14 protein-coding genes are annotated in these 17,803 nt (G+C 66.6%); all 14 read right to left on the bottom strand.

The genetic code is table 11. The features are described 5' to 3' along the window. Positions 1-3: 3 nt before the first annotated feature. Positions 4-1,575, bottom strand: coding sequence for a ribonuclease Y (gene rny / locus ACN9M6_RS06640; protein WP_419162123.1), 1,572 nt, complete (start codon positions 1,573-1,575; stop codon positions 4-6). 263 nt (positions 1,576-1,838) lie between these two features. Next, complete coding sequence (locus tag ACN9M6_RS06645; protein WP_419162124.1) at positions 1,839-2,189, bottom strand: cell division protein ZapA; 351 nt, start codon at positions 2,187-2,189, stop codon at positions 1,839-1,841. Then, positions 2,186-2,500 carry a hypothetical protein gene (locus ACN9M6_RS06650; RefSeq protein ID WP_419162125.1) on the bottom strand — a complete coding sequence of 105 codons (315 nt, stop codon included), beginning with the start codon at positions 2,498-2,500 and terminating at the stop codon, positions 2,186-2,188. Before ACN9M6_RS06650 ends, ACN9M6_RS06645 begins: the two co-directional genes overlap by 4 nt. After that, positions 2,478-4,925: a phenylalanine--tRNA ligase subunit beta gene (gene pheT / locus ACN9M6_RS06655; protein ID WP_419162126.1), complete on the bottom strand. Its 2,448-nt coding sequence runs from the start codon at positions 4,923-4,925 to the stop codon at positions 2,478-2,480. The genes ACN9M6_RS06650 and pheT overlap by 23 nt, the downstream gene beginning before the upstream one ends. Continuing rightward, positions 4,922-5,956, bottom strand: coding sequence for a phenylalanine--tRNA ligase subunit alpha (gene pheS, locus ACN9M6_RS06660; protein ID WP_419162127.1), 1,035 nt, complete (start codon positions 5,954-5,956; stop codon positions 4,922-4,924). Before pheS ends, pheT begins: the two co-directional genes overlap by 4 nt. Next, positions 5,953-6,309, bottom strand: coding sequence for a 50S ribosomal protein L20 (rplT, locus tag ACN9M6_RS06665; RefSeq protein WP_419162128.1), 357 nt, complete (start codon positions 6,307-6,309; stop codon positions 5,953-5,955). Before rplT ends, pheS begins: the two co-directional genes overlap by 4 nt. 40 nt (positions 6,310-6,349) lie before the next feature. After that, positions 6,350-6,544 (bottom strand): 50S ribosomal protein L35, encoded by a 195-nt coding sequence (gene rpmI / locus ACN9M6_RS06670; protein WP_419162129.1) that lies wholly within the window; start codon positions 6,542-6,544, stop codon positions 6,350-6,352. A gap of 95 nt (positions 6,545-6,639) precedes the next feature. After that, positions 6,640-7,152 (bottom strand): translation initiation factor IF-3, encoded by a 513-nt coding sequence (gene infC / locus ACN9M6_RS06675; protein ID WP_419162130.1) that lies wholly within the window; start codon positions 7,150-7,152, stop codon positions 6,640-6,642. Positions 7,153-7,388: 236 nt separating this feature from the next. Further along, positions 7,389-8,225: a hypothetical protein gene (locus tag ACN9M6_RS06680; RefSeq protein ID WP_419162131.1), complete on the bottom strand. Its 837-nt coding sequence runs from the start codon at positions 8,223-8,225 to the stop codon at positions 7,389-7,391. Then, positions 8,204-10,912, bottom strand: a complete 2,709-nt coding sequence (locus ACN9M6_RS06685; protein WP_419162132.1) for a putative Ig domain-containing protein — start codon at positions 10,910-10,912, stop codon at positions 8,204-8,206. The genes ACN9M6_RS06680 and ACN9M6_RS06685 overlap by 22 nt, the downstream gene beginning before the upstream one ends. Before the next feature lie 416 nt (positions 10,913-11,328). Continuing rightward, positions 11,329-13,272: a threonine--tRNA ligase gene (gene thrS / locus ACN9M6_RS06690; RefSeq protein ID WP_419162133.1), complete on the bottom strand. Its 1,944-nt coding sequence runs from the start codon at positions 13,270-13,272 to the stop codon at positions 11,329-11,331. A 128-nt stretch (positions 13,273-13,400) separates the two neighbouring features. Next, the gene (locus ACN9M6_RS06695; protein WP_419162134.1) at positions 13,401-13,958 is read right to left on the bottom strand and encodes a hypothetical protein; all 558 of its coding nucleotides are present in this window, start codon (positions 13,956-13,958) and stop codon (positions 13,401-13,403) included. Continuing rightward, positions 13,958-15,844, bottom strand: coding sequence for a hypothetical protein (locus tag ACN9M6_RS06700; protein ID WP_419162135.1), 1,887 nt, complete (start codon positions 15,842-15,844; stop codon positions 13,958-13,960). The genes ACN9M6_RS06695 and ACN9M6_RS06700 overlap by 1 nt, the downstream gene beginning before the upstream one ends. A gap of 34 nt (positions 15,845-15,878) precedes the next feature. Beyond that, positions 15,879-17,783 carry a hypothetical protein gene (locus ACN9M6_RS06705; RefSeq protein ID WP_419162136.1) on the bottom strand — a complete coding sequence of 635 codons (1,905 nt, stop codon included), beginning with the start codon at positions 17,781-17,783 and terminating at the stop codon, positions 15,879-15,881. Between the last annotated feature and the right edge of the window lie 20 nt (positions 17,784-17,803).

Raw genomic sequence — 17,803 nt, forward strand, 5'->3', positions numbered from 1 at the left:
GTGCTAGCGCGCGAAGTCTACGGTTCGTGACTCGCGAACGACCACCACCTTGATCTGCCCCGGATACTGCAGTTCGTTCTCGATGCGGCGGGCCGTCTGTTCCGACAGGGCCGCCATTTCCTCATCGGAGATCTTGTCCGGCGTCACCATGATGCGGATCTCGCGTCCCGCCTGGATGGCATACACCTTCTCGACACCGTCGTAGGAACTCGCGATCGCTTCCAGTTTCTCCAGACGTTTCACGTAGTGCTCAAAGGACTCGCGCCGGGCCCCGGGTCGGGCCCCGGAGATCGCGTCAGCCGCAGTGACGAGAAAGGTCTCGGGGTAACGGGCGGGCTCCTCGCCGTGATGGGCGCGGATCGCGTTCAGGACCGGATCTTTCTCGCCGCATTGCTCGCAGAGGTCGTAGCCGATCTCTACGTGGCTCCCTTCCTTCTCGTGCGTCAGACCCTTCCCGATGTCATGGAGCAGTCCCATTCGCTTCACGAGCTGCGTGTCGAGCGACAACTCCGCCGCCATCGCGGCGCCGATGAGCGCGACCTCGTGCCCGTGGGCGAGCTGGTTCTGTCCGTAGCTGGTCCGGAAACGCAGGACGCCGAGAACCTCGCGGAGCCGAGGGTGAAGGTCGTGGATCCCGAGTTCGTACAGGGTTTCGTCGGCGGCCTGGCGCATGATCCCCTGGACGTCTTCCCGCGCTTTTTCGACCACTTCCTCGATGCGCCCCGGATGGATGCGGCCATCGCCGATGAGGCGGCCCATGGCGAGCCTGGCCACTTCCCGGCGGACCGGATCGAAGCAGGAGAGGATCACGGCTTCGGGAGTGTCGTCCACGACCACGTCGACCCCGGTGGCCGCTTCGAAGGACCGGATGTTGCGGCCCTCGCGACCGATGATCCGACCCTTCATATCGTCGCTGGGGAGCGTGACGACGGAGACGGCCGCTTCGGAGGAATGGTCCACCGAGAGCTTCTCGATGGCCTGGGAGATGATTTTCCTGGCCTCGCGCTCGGCCTCGCCTCTGGCCCGCTCTCGCGACTCGCGCACGTACTGTGCGGCGTCGGCCCGCGCCTCGTCGCGAATCTGACCGACGAGTTCGCGGCGGGCCTCCTCCCGGCTGAGGCCGGCAATGCGTTCGAGTTTTTGGGCGAGCTCCCGGTCGCGCTCGTCGAGTCCGCTCGCGCGCGCTTCCAGTTCGCCGCGCTCCTTCTCGATCAGATCGCGGCGCTGATCGAGCCGTTCCTGACGCTGGTCGATGGTCTCGAGCTTCCGCTCGAGCGTCTCGCTCCGTTCGAGAGTCCGCTGCTCGAGCCGTTCGAGTTCCGTCCGGCGGCGCTCCGCCTCCCGGGCCCCTTCCTCCCGGAGCTGCTGCGCTTCCTCGCGCCCCTCCAGCTCGGCGGCCTTCCGTACGCTCCGGGCCTCCTGCCGGGCGGATTCGACGATCCCGCGTCCCTCGGTCTGGAGCCGGCTCCGCGCTCGGCTGAGACCCCGGCGCTCGATCAGAATCCCCGCGATCCCTCCCGCCAGGACACCCGCGATCACCAACAGCACAGTCGGCAGGGTGATGGATTCCAGCACGGCCAGACTCCATTCTTCGAACGATCTATGAACAAAAAAAACCGGCGGACTCGTCCACCGGTGCATGCCGCTCGGGCCGAACGGGCCAATCGCCACGTTCGATCATCTATCTGAAGATGGGGCCCCGCTCGCGCGAAGCCGCCTGACGGACAGCACGACACCGATCCATATCCTTACATCACATCCGTCAGGAAACGTCGCCTGGGCGTTTCGACGCCGCAAGCCGAGGCGCCTGCCTCAACCGCGAAACGCGAACCGGAGCTTCAGTCCCCGAGCGGAGGCGTCTCGCCGGTGACCGAGCCGGTCACCGAGCCCGTCACCGAGTCCGTCATCGACTCGAGCCGTTCCGCCATCTCGATCAGGCGAGCTTCGACCTCGTCGGTCAGCGCTTCCTGGTCGCCCCGCGCCCGCAGGAGTTGGTCCGTAATCTCGAGCGCGGCGAGGATCGCGGCGCGGTGCGGCTCGGCGACGCCGGCGATGTGCGCCCGCTGGATGGCCTCGTCCACGTACCTTGCGCAGGCCCGCGTGTGGGCCTCGCCGCGATCCGTCCGAATCTGGTACTCCTCGCCGAAGATCATCACACGGACCGGGAGCGGTTCGCCCGCCGCATTCATACTTCGTCCTCCACGTGGGCGAGGCGGTTACGGAGCCGTTCCGCCTTGCTTCTCGCCCGGGTCAGCGTCTCGCGAAGACCCCGGTTCTCCGCCGCGACGGCCCGCAGGCGCTCGTCAAGGTCGCCGGGCAGCGCGGCGCTGCCGGTGGAGTCTCCCAGCGCCCCGACCACGTTGCGGTAGTCCGCTTCCGCCTTCTCCGCGCGCCGCCGCGTCTCGTCCACACGGACACCGAGCGTACTCACGGCCCGCGAGAGGCGGTCGAACAGCGCCTCTACATCCCGACGTCGGTCAGGACCGGCGGATTCTGGCATCGAACCGTTCCTCCAGAGCGTTGGCGAGCGCGGACATCTCCGACTCGACATCCTGATCCGTCAGGGTACGGTCGGACGCGCGAAAGCGGAATGTCCACGCCATCCCGATGCGGCCGCCGCCGATCTCTTCCCCGGAGTAGACATCGAAGAGGCGCACTTCACGGAGGAGGTCCGACGCGATATCCCGCGCGGTCCGCCCGATGTCCTCGGCGGGAACCCCACGCGGAATCGTCATGGACAGATCGCGGCGCACGGCGGGAAACGACGAGGTCTTCCGATAGGAGGGGGCGGCGCGCCCATCGACCGCCCCGAGATCGAACTCGAGCGCGAAGACGGGGGCTGCCCAGGGCGGCGCGTCTATGGATTCGGCGCGGACGGCCCCGGCGACTCCGATCGCGCGACCCTCCTTCACGGCCTGGAACGCGCCGCCCGCGAGCCAGGGCCCCGCGAGGGGCGGACCCGCCGACGACTGGAGCGCATCGGCCCTCTCGGCGAGCGGATCCAGCGAGACACCGCACAGACGGCTCGCGAACGCCTCGGCGATCTCCTTGAGATCCCACAAATCGAAGTCGAGTGCCGATCCGGACCAGTGGTCCGGCCGCCGCGCGCCGGTGATCACGGCCCCCACCCTTCCGGCTTCCTCGAAGCGTCCGGGACCGTCGTCGGCGGTTCCGAACCCGCTGCCGAACACCGTGCCGAGTTCGAACAGGCGGACGGCGCGGTTCCCCCGGGAGTAGTTGTGCTCGAGCCGTCGCAGGAGCACCGGGACCATGGCCGAGCGGAGGCATCCCTCCTCGGCCGACAGCGGGTTGGGGACGGAGACGACGGCGCGATTCCCGCGGAAATCGGCCGGCATGAAGCTCAAACTCCGCGCTTCGAGCAGTCCCCGGCCGGTGAGCAACTGCCGCACCCGGGCGGACTTCTCGACCCGCGGATCCTCCGGTACCGCGCTGGGCCGGAACCTGCGGTCCTGACCCGGGGCGGCGTCGTATCCTGCCCGGCGCGCCACTTCCTCGACGAGATCGATCTCGCGCTCCACATCGGTGCGCCAGCCCGGCACGGAGATGCGCAGCGGCTCCGCGGGGCTCAGCGTCTCGAACCCGATCGGCTCCAACGTGTGCAGGATCTGCGGGGCGGAGAGTCCGAACCCCAGTACCTGGTTCACGCGATCGACCCGTAGTTCGATCGGCGCCGGCGGCGGCGGGCGAGGGCCCACGCGCATGCCGACCGCGCCGGCCTCCCCGCCCGCCGTGGCGAGGATCAGCTCCACGCACCGCGCGAGGGCACGCTCCTGAGCGTGTACGTCGATCCCCCGCTCGAAGCGGTACGACGCCTCCGTGGAGAGCCCGGCCGCCGACCGGGTCTTCCGCACGCCCGCCGGGTCGAAGGACGCGCATTCGATGAGCAGATCCACGGTGTCCGCGGTGACCTCGGTGTCCAGCCCGCCCATGACGCCCGCCAGGGCGATCGCCCGGTCTCGATCGGCGATCACCGTCTGCTCCGGCGCCAGTTCGTGCTCCTGTCCGTCGAGCGTCGTCAGCGGCTCACCCGCCGCAGCCGCCCGGACCCGGATCTCGGCCCCGGCCAGCTTCGCGAGATCGAAGGCGTGAAGCGGCTGGTTCCGCTCGAGAAGGACGTAGTTCGTCGCGTCGACCACATTGCTGATCGGACGCGCCCCCACGGCCAGAAGGCGGCCGGCGAGCCACGCGGGCGAGGGGCCCACCTTCACGCCCCGCACCACCGCAGCCATGTAGCGCGGACATCGGGCGAGGTCCTCGATCCGGACCCGCACGCCGGCTCCCTCCGCTTCGGTCTCCCCGTCCCTCCACGCGGGCGACCATCCCGGTCCGCCGAAGTCACGCCCCCTCGGACGCTCGCAAACCTCCCGCGCGACCCCGAGGTGGCACGCGAGGTCCACACGGTTCGGGTTCAGGTCGAGCGTCATCCGTGTGTCAGGGAGGCCGAGCGCCGCGGCCAGCGGCATCCCCGGCTCCAGGTCCTCCGCGAGCCGCATGATCCCGCCCCTGTCGCGCCCCAGATCGAGTTCGGCTTCCGAGCACAGCATCCCGTGGCTCACCTCGCCCCGGATCTTCCGGCTCTCGATCCGGAATCCATCGGGGAGACACACGCCGGGCGCCACATGGGGATACAGCCCGCCGCGCTCGATGACGGGAGCGCCGCACACGACATCGAGCACCTCGCCGCCGCCCCGGTCGACCTTGCACAGGGTGAGCCGGTCGGCGTTCGGATGCGGCCGGGCTTCCAGCACGCGCCCGACGATGATCCCGTCCAGCCCCGCGCCCACCTGTTCGATCTTCTCGACCGCGGCGGCCGTCAACGTCAGGCGTTCGGCGAGGACCCGGGGGTCTCTCAACTCCCCGCGCAGTTCTCCCAGTTCGTCGAGCCAGTTGAACGAGATATTCATATGAACTGTCGCAGGAAGCTCATCTCCCCTTCGTAGAGGAGTCGCATGTCCGGGATGCCGTGCCGCACCATGGCGATCCGCGCCGGCCCCATGCCGAACGCGTACCCCGTGTAGCGCTCCGCGTCGTAGCCGACGGCTTCGAACACGGCGGGATCCACCATTCCGCTCCCCATGATCGTGATCCACCCGGTCCGCTTGCAGGTCGAGCAGCCACTTCCGCTGCACACCGAGCAGGTGACGTCCACCTCGGCGGACGGTTCGGTGAAGGGGTAGAACGAGGGCCGAAAGCGACTCCTCGTCCCGCTGCCGAAGAAGTGGCGCACGAAGTGTTCGATCGCCGCCCGGAACTCGACGAAGTCGACGCCTTCATCGACCGCGAGCCCCTCGATCTGCTCGAAGGCGGGAGCGTGAGAGGGGTCGAAGGAGTCACGGCGGTACGCGAGCCCCGGGACCACGACCCGCACGGGCGGCGGATACGCCTCCATGACGCGGGCCTGGACCGGCGACGTGTGCGTACGGAGCACCACCCCCTCGTCCAGATAGAAGGTGTCCATCATGTCGGCCGCGGGGTGATCGAGCGGGATGTTCAGCGCGGTGAAGTTATACCAGGTCGATTCGATCTCGGGGCCCAGCACGCGCGTGAACCCGAGTTCCGCGAAGATGTCGCAGATCTCGTCGATCACACGGGTCACGGGATGGACGCCCCCCACCCAGCGCCCACGGGCGGGCAATGTGAGATCGATCCGGTCGCTGGAAGCGCGAGCCGCCGCCGTCAACTGCTGCGCCCGTCGCTCGAGCGCATCCCGCAACGATGTCTTCACGGCGTTGGCGCGCTGCCCGACATCGCGCCGGGCCGATGCCTCGACCGTCCCGATCGAGGACATCACCCGGGCCAGTTGGCCGTTGCGCCCCAGATATTCGACCCGAGCCGATTCCAGGGCAGCGGGATCGCTCGCCTCCCCGATCGCGGCGAGCCCCTTCTCCTCGATTCCGGCCAGGCGGTCGAGGAGAGATGCTCCCGCCACGGTCATGGGGCGTGCGCTTTGGCCACCTCGACTAGCTCGGTAAAAGCGGCCGGGTCCCGAATGGCCAGGTCCGCGAGCACTTTGCGATTCAGCTCCACACCGGCCGTCTTGAGGCCGCTGACGAAACGCGAATAGGACATTCCGTTCTGGCGGGCCGCGGCGTTGATGCGGGCGATCCAGAGCCGGCGGAAGTCGCGCTTCTTCCGGCGCCGGTCGGTGTAGGCGTACGCCCAGCCGCGCTCGACAGAGTTCTTGGCCGTGCGATATAGCTTCGACCGCGCACCGAACTGGCCGCGGGCTTCCTTGAGGACCTTCTTCTTTCGACGGTTACGTGCAACGCTGCTCGTCGCGCGTGGCATGACCGCACCTCCTGCAAACTGTGCTGGAATATGGGACGGGTTATGTCCCCAGAAGTCGCTTCACCCGCTTCTCGTCCGCCTTCGCCACAAGCGTCTTTTTCCGGAGCCGACGCTTCCGCTTCGGGCTCTTCTTGGTGAGGATGTGGCTGTGGTAGGCACGCTGGCGCCGGAACTTGCCGCCCCCCGTCTTCCGAAATCGCTTCGCGGCGGACCGGTTCGTCTTCATCTTCGGCATCTTGCGTATACTCCGTATGAAGCTCCGTCCTTCGACGGAGCACCGATCTCGGCTCGCCCCGGTCGATCGGGGGCGAGCTCCGCACCTCGCGTGGCTTACGTCCGGTGCGGCCCCATCAGCATGGTCATCGTGCGGCCCTCGTGGGAGATATCCGACTCCACGACCGCAATGTCGCCCAGCTCCTCCTTCACCCGCTCGAGGATCCAGCGCCCTCGCTCCGGGTGCGTGATCTCGCGTCCGCGAAACATGAGCGTGAACTTCACCTTGTCTCCGTCACCCAGGAATCGGCGCGCGTGGCGCATCTTGAAGTCGATGTCGTGCGCTTCGATCTTCGGGCGCAGCTTCACTTCCTTGACGTGGATGATGTGCTGCTTCTTCTTCGCCTCCCGGGCCTTCCTCGCCTGGGCGTACTTGTATTTGCCGAAGTCCATGAGCCGGCACACGGGCGGTCGCGCACCGGGCGCCACCTCCACCAGATCCAGTCCGCGCTCGGCCGCCATGGCACGGGCCTCGTCGGTGGCGACGATTCCGAGTTGTTCACCCTCCTCGTCGATGAGCCGGATCGGGCTGATCCGGATCTTGTCGTTGACTCGTGGATCTCCGTTCACTGCACCTCATAAGAAAGCCCGCATCGGCACCAGCCGACCGGGCACGGGGGTACCTCCCGAAACGGGGGCACGCCGTCGACCCGGCAGCAGCACGACTTCGTGCGCCAATAGGGTGGGGGCATCGCGGCCCCACTTGACCATTTTTCTACGACGCCGGAAAACTGCCCCCGCGCCGCCTCGCTGTCAACGACGAGCAGTCAACGTAGCTCCTGCAGGCCGTCTCGCAGCTTCCCGCCTCAAGCCGGCTCTCTGGCTTGCCATTCCTTCAGCTCAGAGCAAAGCCTCACGAGGCTGCGGATAACTCCCTGGATCTTCGTCACATCCTCGCGGGCAGTCACGTAATCTCGGGTGTGCGCGACCGCGTTTCGGAGTTTCCGAATCTCCTTGAACTCCTCCTCACGTTTAGATTCCGCCCAAGAACCGGGACAATCGATCTCTCGCAAGATCTTCGCCTTGTCGCCGAAGTGTGTGTAGAGGAGCGAATCAACCTCGCTGTCGTGTTTCACACTTCTCGTGATCAGTCTCCTGACCCTCCCCTGGCCCCAGGCTCCGAGATGCTTCAGCCAATCGTCTCCGGACGGGTAACGGCACCTGATCGCGCGCGCCATTTCCATCTCGAGCCCGGTGATCAAGCCGAATAGCACCGCTCGGACAGGGAGCTTCTGAAGGTCGGACCACGTGACGAGTCCGGAGACCCGATTCCCCGCAACTACGAGACGGTAGGGCTTCTCGTTGACCTCGTGGAGGAAGTCGAGGATGGCCCCATCACCACCAATCAGATTCGCCGACGAGAGCCCGTCCATGAGTGACTGGACAACCGTTCCGTCTTCCGGCGGATCCGCCGTGATCGCCCTCGTGCGGAAGAGTCCGGTGATTTCGCCTTCGTCCTCTACCGGAAGGTAGTCATAGGTCTCGTGTCCATGATCGTTTCGCCGCAGTACTTCAGCAGCTTTCTCCAGGGGACCGCATGTGACTAGATGCTCGCGGGAAGTTTGGATCAGTTCGACCGTGAGACCGGTATGCAGCGTTTCGAACGTGTCACTTCCGTGTGTCATCGGACCCTGAGAGCCCACACAGAGACGTGGCCAGGCACGGGAGCGCCGCTAAGCGACGTCACTCTGAGGCTCGTGGGTCCGCGCGAGCTGCGGGGAGTCCAGTGAAGGTAGAAGGTCGAGCCGGCGCGGATGCTCCAGTCTCCCCGAAACGCGGCGGAGGTCGACACGTAGGGTCGAAGCCGGGCATTCTCCGGGAACCGGCTCCAGATATCGGCGAGATCCCAAGACGTCATGCCATAGGACTCCCAGCCGTTCAGATCCATCCAGAGAGTAACGTAGAAATCGGCCAGGATCTGTTCGATCCGCCATTCACTGGCCGTCGCCAGGGAGGCGAGGCCCCACTCAGGAGACTGGCTGAGGCGGCGCATCAAGGCCCCCTCGCCCCCCGGGTATGTACCACCCCAGCGGTCCATCGCATATCGAAAGACCATAGATGGAACATCATACACGGCCCTGAAGGGGGATCTGCACGGTCCACCGTTGCCCTCTTCAGGACGACCAATCCAGCTGCACTGCTCCGGCGCCCTTGGAACCCGGCCCAAGCCTGTCGCGTCATGTGAATCCCAGCCAAAGAACTTGGCCATCCCTACCGCCCATTCACGGTACCAATCTATACCGCGCTGGAACGCTGTGTAGCCGAGATTCTGGCCTGACCCGTGCCCGAATAGCCGATAGGCCACCAACTGTTCGGACAACGTCGCGCCACCCTCGCTCTCCCATGTCGCGAGGCTTGCCCCCCCGAATACTCGAGCATTCGCTTGAACCAAGTGAGTAATCTCGTGGGTCAGCAGCGAAGGGTAATACTCCAAGGTCTGCTGTTTCGTCCAGGCGCTCCCAAAGACCCCTCCGGGATCGGGAACACGACCGTAGAAGATCTCCGCTTCATTGCTCGTCGCGCACTGCGACTTCGAATAGAGATCAACGGGCCAAACCCAACCACCCAAGAAGGAGCCTTCATCGTCCTCTCGGTTGGCCGCTTTGGTCATGAGGATCATGATCCGACCGTTGCCGTCGACATCAGACAGATCACCATAATAGCCGTCGTGCACACCTCTCACATGCGTCGTGTAGAATGCGTCGAGTTCTTCAAGCTCTGATTCCGTGAAAGTGCCGCTCGGGTTCTCGATGTCCTCGAGCCACACGGCGTTTTCTCCCGTGAGGCGGACCAGTGCTCGTATCTGGCTACCCGCCGAGCAGGTCGGATTTGGGTCCGCGAACAGCGTGAGCGTGTCACCCTCTGCTGCGGTGCGGGATTGCCTGGCCTGCACCACCGGAGGTGACGGAGGACCCAACCGAAGAAGCAAGTCCTCGCTCGCCGCCATAATCTCATTGTGGCGTTCCCAATCACGCGTCGGGGAAGCCAGCCCCAATCCGGACGAGGTCGGTGATACATCGCCCGGCAACCCGAGGGCGGGAACCTGCGAGAAATCGGCGGCGGACAGTTCTGCCACCGCCACCAGTTCGGACGACGGCTCACCTCTCGCCGCCGCCGTTACCCCCGCGGCCGCGACTGCTGGATCACCGGGAATGCTCGTCATCGTGACTGGCGTCAGAGAGGAAGGAACCTCAGACGTGGATACGACTCCAATCAGGTATTCTCCCCCCGAAACATCTCCTGGCAAGTAGAGGCAACCGTTCCCGGCGAGCGTGTAACGATAGGAATACTGCGGCAGGTCGAGATCCTCCCGGGTACGGGGCGTCACGCCGACGGTGCGGGCATCTCCGAGGCCCAGCACGGTCACGCGCAGTTCGGCCTTTCGCGGTGGCAGGCAGTCGCTGTGGGGGACGATCACGGAAAGGCTCGTTGAACTTGCCGCTGTCACGGTCGCAGCCAAACCATCGATCAGGACGACGTTGTTTCCGGGGACACTTGAGAAACCCGAGCCCCGGATGGTCGCGTTCCCGCCCTCGAGCAGCACGACGGGTTCGATATCCGTAATGATGACCGGAAGCTGGGCCTCCGAGGTCACCTGAAAGCTCTGGCTGGCGCTCAGACCGTCGGTGTCGGTGGCCGTCACCGTAACCGTGGCTGTCCCCGGTGTGACGGCAAGAATGCCGAACTCGTCGCCAGACACCAAGGCGAGAACGATGGACGCGTCCGTTGTTCCGGCCGTGTAGGTCAACGTGTCGCCATCCGGATCCGCGAAGTAGTCGGGTCCGGCCCACGTGCGCGTCTCCCCGGCCGTCAAGCGTTGGGAGAGGATCCTATCCGTCACGACCGGCGCCTGGTTGGGAATCACGACTCCGAAACTTTGATCGGCGGCCAAACCACCGGGATCGGTGACTGTCACCTTCACCGTCGCCCGCCCCCTGGCCACCGCCCGGACCGTCAGCGTGGTGCCCGACACAGATACGGCAGCAATCGCTTCTTCCGATGTCTCTGGCGTGTAGGTGAGCGCGTCTCCGTCAGGATCGCGGAAGTACTCCTCAAGATCGAATGTGGCCGAATCCCCTGCGGCGAGTTGCAACTCGGGAATCGTGTCCGTTACCTCCGGCGCCCGGTTGGGTACCGTTACCGAGAAACTCTGCTGCGCCACGAGGCCGCCGGGATCCGTGGCGGTAACCGTCACCGTGGCTATACCCGTACTCACGCCCACCACCGTCGCCGTGCTACCCGTGATCGCAGCCGTGACCGTCCCCGCGTTCGACGTGGTGACTGAGTAGTTCAGAGCGTCACCATCAGGATCACTGAAGACGCCCGACACCTCCACCGACGCGGAGTCACCCACCGTCAACTCCACTGCGGGGAGGGTACCGACCGCAACCGGCGCCCTGTTCGGGGGGGGTGGAGGGGGTGTGGGTCGAACCGGGGCTGTGGGTTCTCCGCCACCGCACGAGATGAGCAACGCGCCGATGAGGATTGGTCCTGCCGAAGCAAGAGCTTGCCGGTTCAGCACGGAGGAGGCGATGCCTCTCAGGCTCGCGAGGCCGCCGCCAAGGCGCTCCCTCCGAGAACCACCTGTGAAGTGGCTATTGGCCAGCTGGAGGCTCCTGAGTCGTCGTTGGGTGGCAGGATAGGCAAGCGTCATCGGCGGACGACAGTACAACCAGGAATTGAGGGACGCAAACCTGCTCGCGCGGGTGCGGAGGGGCCGTGTCCTGCACCCCCGGCACGAGAGCGTCAGGGAGTGAGGGCCTTCTTTGCTACCCGAACCCGAGTGCTGGCGACGAAGTCGTCGAGGGGGACGACCTCCTGTTTCCGCTTCGCGCCGCGGGCCCGCACGGCAACCGTGCCGGCTTCGATCTCGCGGTCTCCGACGACGAGCAGGTAGGGGATTTTCTGCAGTTCGCCGTCCCGGATGCGGTAGCCGAGCGTGTCCGAGCGGTCGTCGAGTTCGGCGCGCAGGCCCTCCGCGGCGAGTCGGTCGCGGAACTCGGCGGCAGCAGCCGCGTGCGCGTCGGTGATCGGCAGGATGCGGACCTGCACGGGGGCGAGCCACGGTGGGAAAGCCCCGGCGAAGTGCTCGATGAGCACGCCCGTGAAGCGCTCCAGCGTACCGAATATCGCCCGGTGGATCATGACGGGCCGGTGGGGCTTGTTGTCCGCCCCCACGTATTCGAGCTCGAAACGCTCGGGAAGGTTGAAGTCGAGCTGGATCGTGGCCCCCTGCCACTCGCGTCCGATCGCATCCTTGTACTTGATATCGATCTTCGGGCCATAGAAGGCGCCCCCGCCCTCGTCCAGTTCATAGTCCAGCCCGGCGCCATCCAGTGCCTCGCGCAACGCACTCTCGGCCCGGTCCCAGACTTCGTCGTCGCCGATCCGCTTTTCTCCGTGAGGACGGGTGGACAGATCGAATCGATAGTCCAGCCCGAGGGTCGTCATCACTGTATCCACCAGATCGAGACAGATGGAGATCTCGTCCTCGACCTGTTCGAGAGTACAGAAGACGTGCCCGTCGTCCATCGTGAGCATGCGCACGCGCAGAAGCCCCTGCAGCGTCCCCGAACGCTCATACCGGTAGACGTTCGCGACCTCCGACAGTCGGACCGGCAGGTCGCGGTAGCTGCGCGGGTGCGCGGCATAGATCGTGATATGCCCCGGGCAGTTCATCGGCTTCACCCGGAACGCCTCGCCGTCCTCCCCTTGCATGCGGGGGTACATGTTCTCCGCATAGTTCGGCAGATGTCCGGAACGCCGGAACAGGGCTTCGCTCGAGACGTGAGGCGTGTAGACGAACTCGTAACCGCGCGACTCCTGCAGGTCCTCGATCCAGCGTCGCAGCTCGAGTTGGACCCTCGCGCCCTTCGGGTGCCAGCACACGAGCCCGGGGCCGATCTCCTCCTGAATCGAGAACAGATCCAGTTCGCGGCCCAGTTTCCGGTGGTCCCGCTTCCGAGCCTCCTCACGCCGCGTGATGAAAGCCTCGAGAGCTTCGCGCGAATAGAAAGCGGTGCCGTAGATGCGCTGGAGCATCCGCCGCCGCTCGTCGCCGCGCCAGTACGCCCCGGCGGAACTGAGGAGCTTGAAGTGGCGGATCTCGCCGGTGCGCGGGGCGTGCGGACCCCGGCACAGGTCGAGAAAGGGGCCGTTCCGATAGACCGAGATCGATTCGTCCTCCGGGATCTCATCCAGCCGCTCGAGCTTCAGGGGATCGTCGGCGAACAGCTCCAGTGCTTCATCCCGCGCGACTTCACGGCGTTCGAACGCGTCGTCCGCCTCGACGACCTCCGCCATGGTCAGCTCGATCTTCTCGAGGTCCTCGGGCGTGAAGGGCGCGGGGACATCGAAGTCGTAGTAGAAGCCCTCGTCGATGGGAGGGCCGAAGCCGATCCCCGCCCCCGGAACCAGCTCGCGGACGGCGGTGGCCAGCGCATGCGCCGCGGAATGCCGGAGCACGTAGAGCGCGTCCACGTCCCCATCGTTCCGGGTCACGATCGCGACCTCGGCGCCGTCCGGAAGGGGCGCCGACAGATCGGTCAACTGGCCGTTCACACGCGCGGCGACCGCGGCGCGGGCGAGGCCGGGACCTATGCCTGAAGCGAGGTCCGCGGCGCTGGAGCCGTGAGGGAGTCGCTTCGAGGAACCATCCGGAAGCGTAATCGAGATCTGCGAGTCGTTCATCGGCCTACCCGTCGATGGACGTTTGGAGGACGCTGTCGGTGGAGGTCGTGGTCGGTTGATTCGGGGCAAGCTAGGGCCGAACCCGCTGATCACCAAACGCGTGGGCGGCGGCGGCTCGCGGCCCGAAACTACGCGGCGCCCTCTCCCTCGGGATCGCGGATGACCCCGTACCCGGACACGCCTCCGCGCTCATCCAGCACGACCCAGATAAGCGATCCCACCCTCCGAGCGAGCTGGCCGGAGACAGAATCGAGTCGGGTCACACGGCCTCCCGGCCGAGCGAGGTGGAAGCCGTCCACGTCCCGTTCGAGTCGTCCGAGCAGGGGACGCTCGCCGTCCACCGACACGAGTTCGTACGACGAGGCCTCGAGAGCCGTACCCGGCTGCTCCCCCTGAACGAGGCGCCCCGTAACGCGTACCTGCGCCCCGGCCAGCCGCCGAACCTCATCCCTGAAGACGCCGGTCACGATCCTGGACCGGCCGTCTTCCGCCTGGACGATGGTGAAGGGGAAGGGTTCGCTCCCCACCACTCGCACCATTCCCTCGAACGACTCGGGGCCGATCTCGCCGACCCAGTCCACCCCCTCGCCGACCCTGGTTTCGGGCGCGCAGCCCGCGACCGTCCCGCACACCAGGAAAAGGGAGAGAAGGGAGAGGACGGAGAGAACGGGGCGGACCGCGCGCACTACCGCGTACGCACCACGATGACGTGGGCCTCGGCGCTGTTGGGGACGTTGCCGCCCGACGCGATGGTCGTCTCCACGATCATCGAGGGATGCGCCCCGTCGGCCCGGAACAGCCAGTAGCGCGCCGTCGATGATCCCAGATCGAATTGGGACGTCGACGATACGCCCGACCCCATCTGCACGATCTGGCGCTGGAGCGGGTCGCCGCCGCTCAAGCCGCGGATCCCCGCCGACTTCAGCTCATCCCACAGCCGGGGCCAGTCCCACGTCGAGAACTGGACCCCCGGCGACAGTGCGTCGTTCCTGCCGTCCGCGGCCGGTGCGGCGAAGTATTCGGCGAGGATCTCGGGCCAGGTCGTCGTCCCGCCCCCCGTGACCTCGATCGCACGGAGGATGTTCTCGTACCCGAACAGATAGTCGGGACCGCCGACCGCGAGTTCCCGGAACAGCGCCGCCTCGCCCGACCCGTCCACGACCCCGGCCGGATCCGCGGGCCCGTACCGATCCCCGAGCCAGCGCAGGAAGACGTAGCCCCAACCGCGGGTCGCGAAGTTGAGCGTGTTGTTGCTCAGCGCCAGAGAGTTGAATTCGGTCGGGGCCGAAAGATAGCTCGCGGCATTGTCGAGGTTGTCCTCGTAGAAGTCCCGGAAAGCTTCGAGGTCCGGATCGCCGGCCGTCACTTCCGTGAAGCCGTAGTTCCGGCGCACCCCGAGGCCCAGCCGGTAGAAGCCCGTGACTTCTTCGGCGACGTGAGAGAGACCTTCGTTGATCCAGAGATCCGCCGCATTCCACGTGTCCTGTCCGCGCTGCCCGGCCAGACGCTGCGATGCGTTGAGCAGATGCTGGTACTCGTGCGCGACCAGACTGCGAGCCAGTCCTTTCACTCTCTCTGTACTGATTTCGAAGCCGAACTCCGCATCGGGATCCGGTCCGATCAGCCAGACGATCTCGGCCTCGTTGCTGGCCGGACAATCCGCCGGGTCGAAGAGATTGCCGCTCCAGTGGAAGCCGATCGTGATGCTGCCGCTCCCGGGCTCGCTGAGGCGATTCACTTCGCCGGTGAAGAAGGCGATGACCCGCTGATTCCCGTCCAGGTCGTCGGGCCTGCCGAAGTAGTCATCGCTGACCGGCGCGATGAATTCATCCAGTTCCCGGTCGAGGTCGATGTAATCCTCCTCCGTGAACCGGCCCGCGAGACGGTTGTCCTCCACGATGATGAAATTGTCGCCCACCGTCCGGACCGTCGACGCGATCGGCGTGTTCGCCGTACACTGGACGCCGCCGCCCGGCACGATGGCTGACTTGATCGTGATCGTGTCGCCCACCTGCGGAACGTCGGAGGCGCCCGCTGCCGCCAGACCGCGCGAGCCCCGGCCGAACTTTGCCGACGGGCGGGCTCCGAGCCGGCGCAGTTCGCGCTCGGTTTCCACCATAATCCGGAGGTGCGCCTCGCGGTTCGGCCGCAGCTCATCGAAGTCGTCGGCCAGCCCCCGAGCCGGTGGCGCGGTGAGGTCCGCTCCCGTGGCGCGGGTCGCCCGTGGGCGCGGGACGACGTTGGCGCTCACGTCTTCCGCCCGGGCTCGCACCCGCAGCGGGGTCATGCGCCCCTCGCTGAGCGACGCGCTCATCACGATCACCTGATACTCGCGCGCCTCCCCGGCGCCCTGGATCTGGAAAGCCCGGATCGCGTCGCGCTCGGAGAGCACGCGGACCTCGCCCGGCTGAAGGTTAAGTGTGGCCCCGATCGTCGGCCCCGGCGGGGGCGGAGGAGGTCCCGGCGGCGGGGGCGAGGTCGGCCCACCACCATCGCCGCCGCAGGTCCAGGACGAGGCCGCGGAGAACACCGCGAGCCCGTACGCAATCGGTCGACCGAGTCGCCATTTCATTGGGAACGCCTTTCGCTTCGTGTGGAACGACCGCTTACCGGCTCCTGAGGATGGTCACCTGCGCTCTGGCCCGCCGCGGGAGATTCGACCCCTCGCGGTCCATGACCTCGACGATCACGTCCGGGGTGGCGCCCGAAGCCGCCAGCGAAAGAAAGCGCCCGGTGGACGCGTTCGCGGTGAACTCAACGGCACTGTTGGTCGCCACATGGAGATTTACCCTCGTTGGAGAGAGTGGAAACTGGCGCGTGAACGGACACCCGTCCCCGAGATTGGAGTCGTTCAGTTGCCCGTACACCCCCCTGAGATTCCAGGTCCGCCACTGCGTTCGGGGATCCGTGCCCTCCGGCGTGTGGTCGTCGGCGATCAGTGACGCCAGATAGAGCGGGAGCAGCTCTTCCCACTGCAGGTTGGACCCCGCCACGGTCCGAATCGCCTGCTCCACGTTGGAGATGCCCCTGGCGTGGGCCGGTCCGCCCGAAGACAACTCGCGGAACAGTCCCTCCTCCCGGCTGCCGGGCAGCGCCCCCCCACTCCCGGCCTCGCCGAACTGGTCGCCCAGCCAGCGCACAAACCCGTAGGCGAAGCCTCGGAACGCGAGCGATGCAACCCCTCCCGGATCTTCACCCCCGGCGCTACCGAGCGCATGCGCGGCGGCGGGCCCTTCCGAGTCGGGCGTGGGACAACCACCGCGGAGGAAACGGCCGAACCGAATGAAATTCAGCAGGAGGAAGTGATTGAAGTGAGTGAGTTGTTCCTCGCTGGCCGTGATTGTGGCGAGGTCGAGGTTGGCCCGCGTCCCCAGTCCCGACGAGCGGAGGCCGGAGATCTCCTCGGCGAGGTGGGCCGTTCCCTCGTCCAGCCAGGCCACCTCGCGGTCATTGAAGAGGCTGCCGCCCCCGATCGTGACCCGCTGCTGTGTGTTGAGCAGATGAACGAACTCGTGCGCAACTGTCGCGCGCGTGAGCGCGTTAGCGAAGCGAAGGCTGATCTCCGCGCCGTAGTCCTCGTCGGGATCCGGGCCCACGAGGTAGAAGATCTCGCCCTCGTTCGAAGCCGGGCAGCTGGAGCGACTCGTGAGATCCCGCGCCAGGAAGAACCCGGCGACAATGCTCTCATCCCCGGCGGGGGTGAGCCTGTTGACCTCGGCCGTGATCAGCGCGATCACCGTCCCGTTGTTGTCGATGTCCGCAGGTTCGCCGAAATAGGCGACGTTCATCGGGTACACGACCTCGTCGAGCTGACGCCCGATCGTCTCGAATTCTTCCGCCGAAAGTCGGTCGACATCCGGCTGGGTGCCGAACTCGATGTCTTCCACGACGGTGAAGTTCTCACCCGCATACCGGACTTCGCCCCGGATCACTGTGGGGTTGCGGCAGTTCACCGTCAGGTTCGCACCGATACCGATCCGGAACGAAAGGGTATCGCCGAGCCGCGGTGACGCCTTCGCGAGGGCCGCTGATACGTCGAGATCGGGCCGGACGGGCCGGGCGCCGATCCGCACCAGTTCCTCCACATCCCGCTCCCGCAACAGACGCTCTCTCTGGAACCACGAGGCCCGCCGCCGAAGGTCGCGGTTCATACCGCCGGGCGCGGGAGCGAGCTGAGCGGTTCGGGCCGGGGTCACGCTGGCCGCCGCCCGCTCGGCCCGTACCCTCACGCGACCCTCCATCGTCTGCCCGGGCGCCTCCGACGCGCTCTGGATGATGACCTCGTACGTACGCGGACTCTCTCCGCCCGTAAGCCTGAACGCCCGCACCTCATCGGGTGCAACCAGCGTGACGAGACCTCCGGGGGCCAGATCCAGAGTCACGGCGGTCGAGGTGGGAGGCGGGGGGGGGGGTGGAGGCGGAGGAGGGTCCGTCGTCCCTCCCCCGCAGGCCGCCAGGGCAAGGCCGGCCATCGTCGCCGCCAGCAGCCGACGCTCGTCGCGAGGTCTCACTCTCCCTGGCTCACCGTTGC

The sequence above is a fragment of the Candidatus Palauibacter sp. genome, assembly GCF_965197445.1.
Classification (GTDB): domain Bacteria; phylum Gemmatimonadota; class Gemmatimonadetes; order Palauibacterales; family Palauibacteraceae; genus Palauibacter.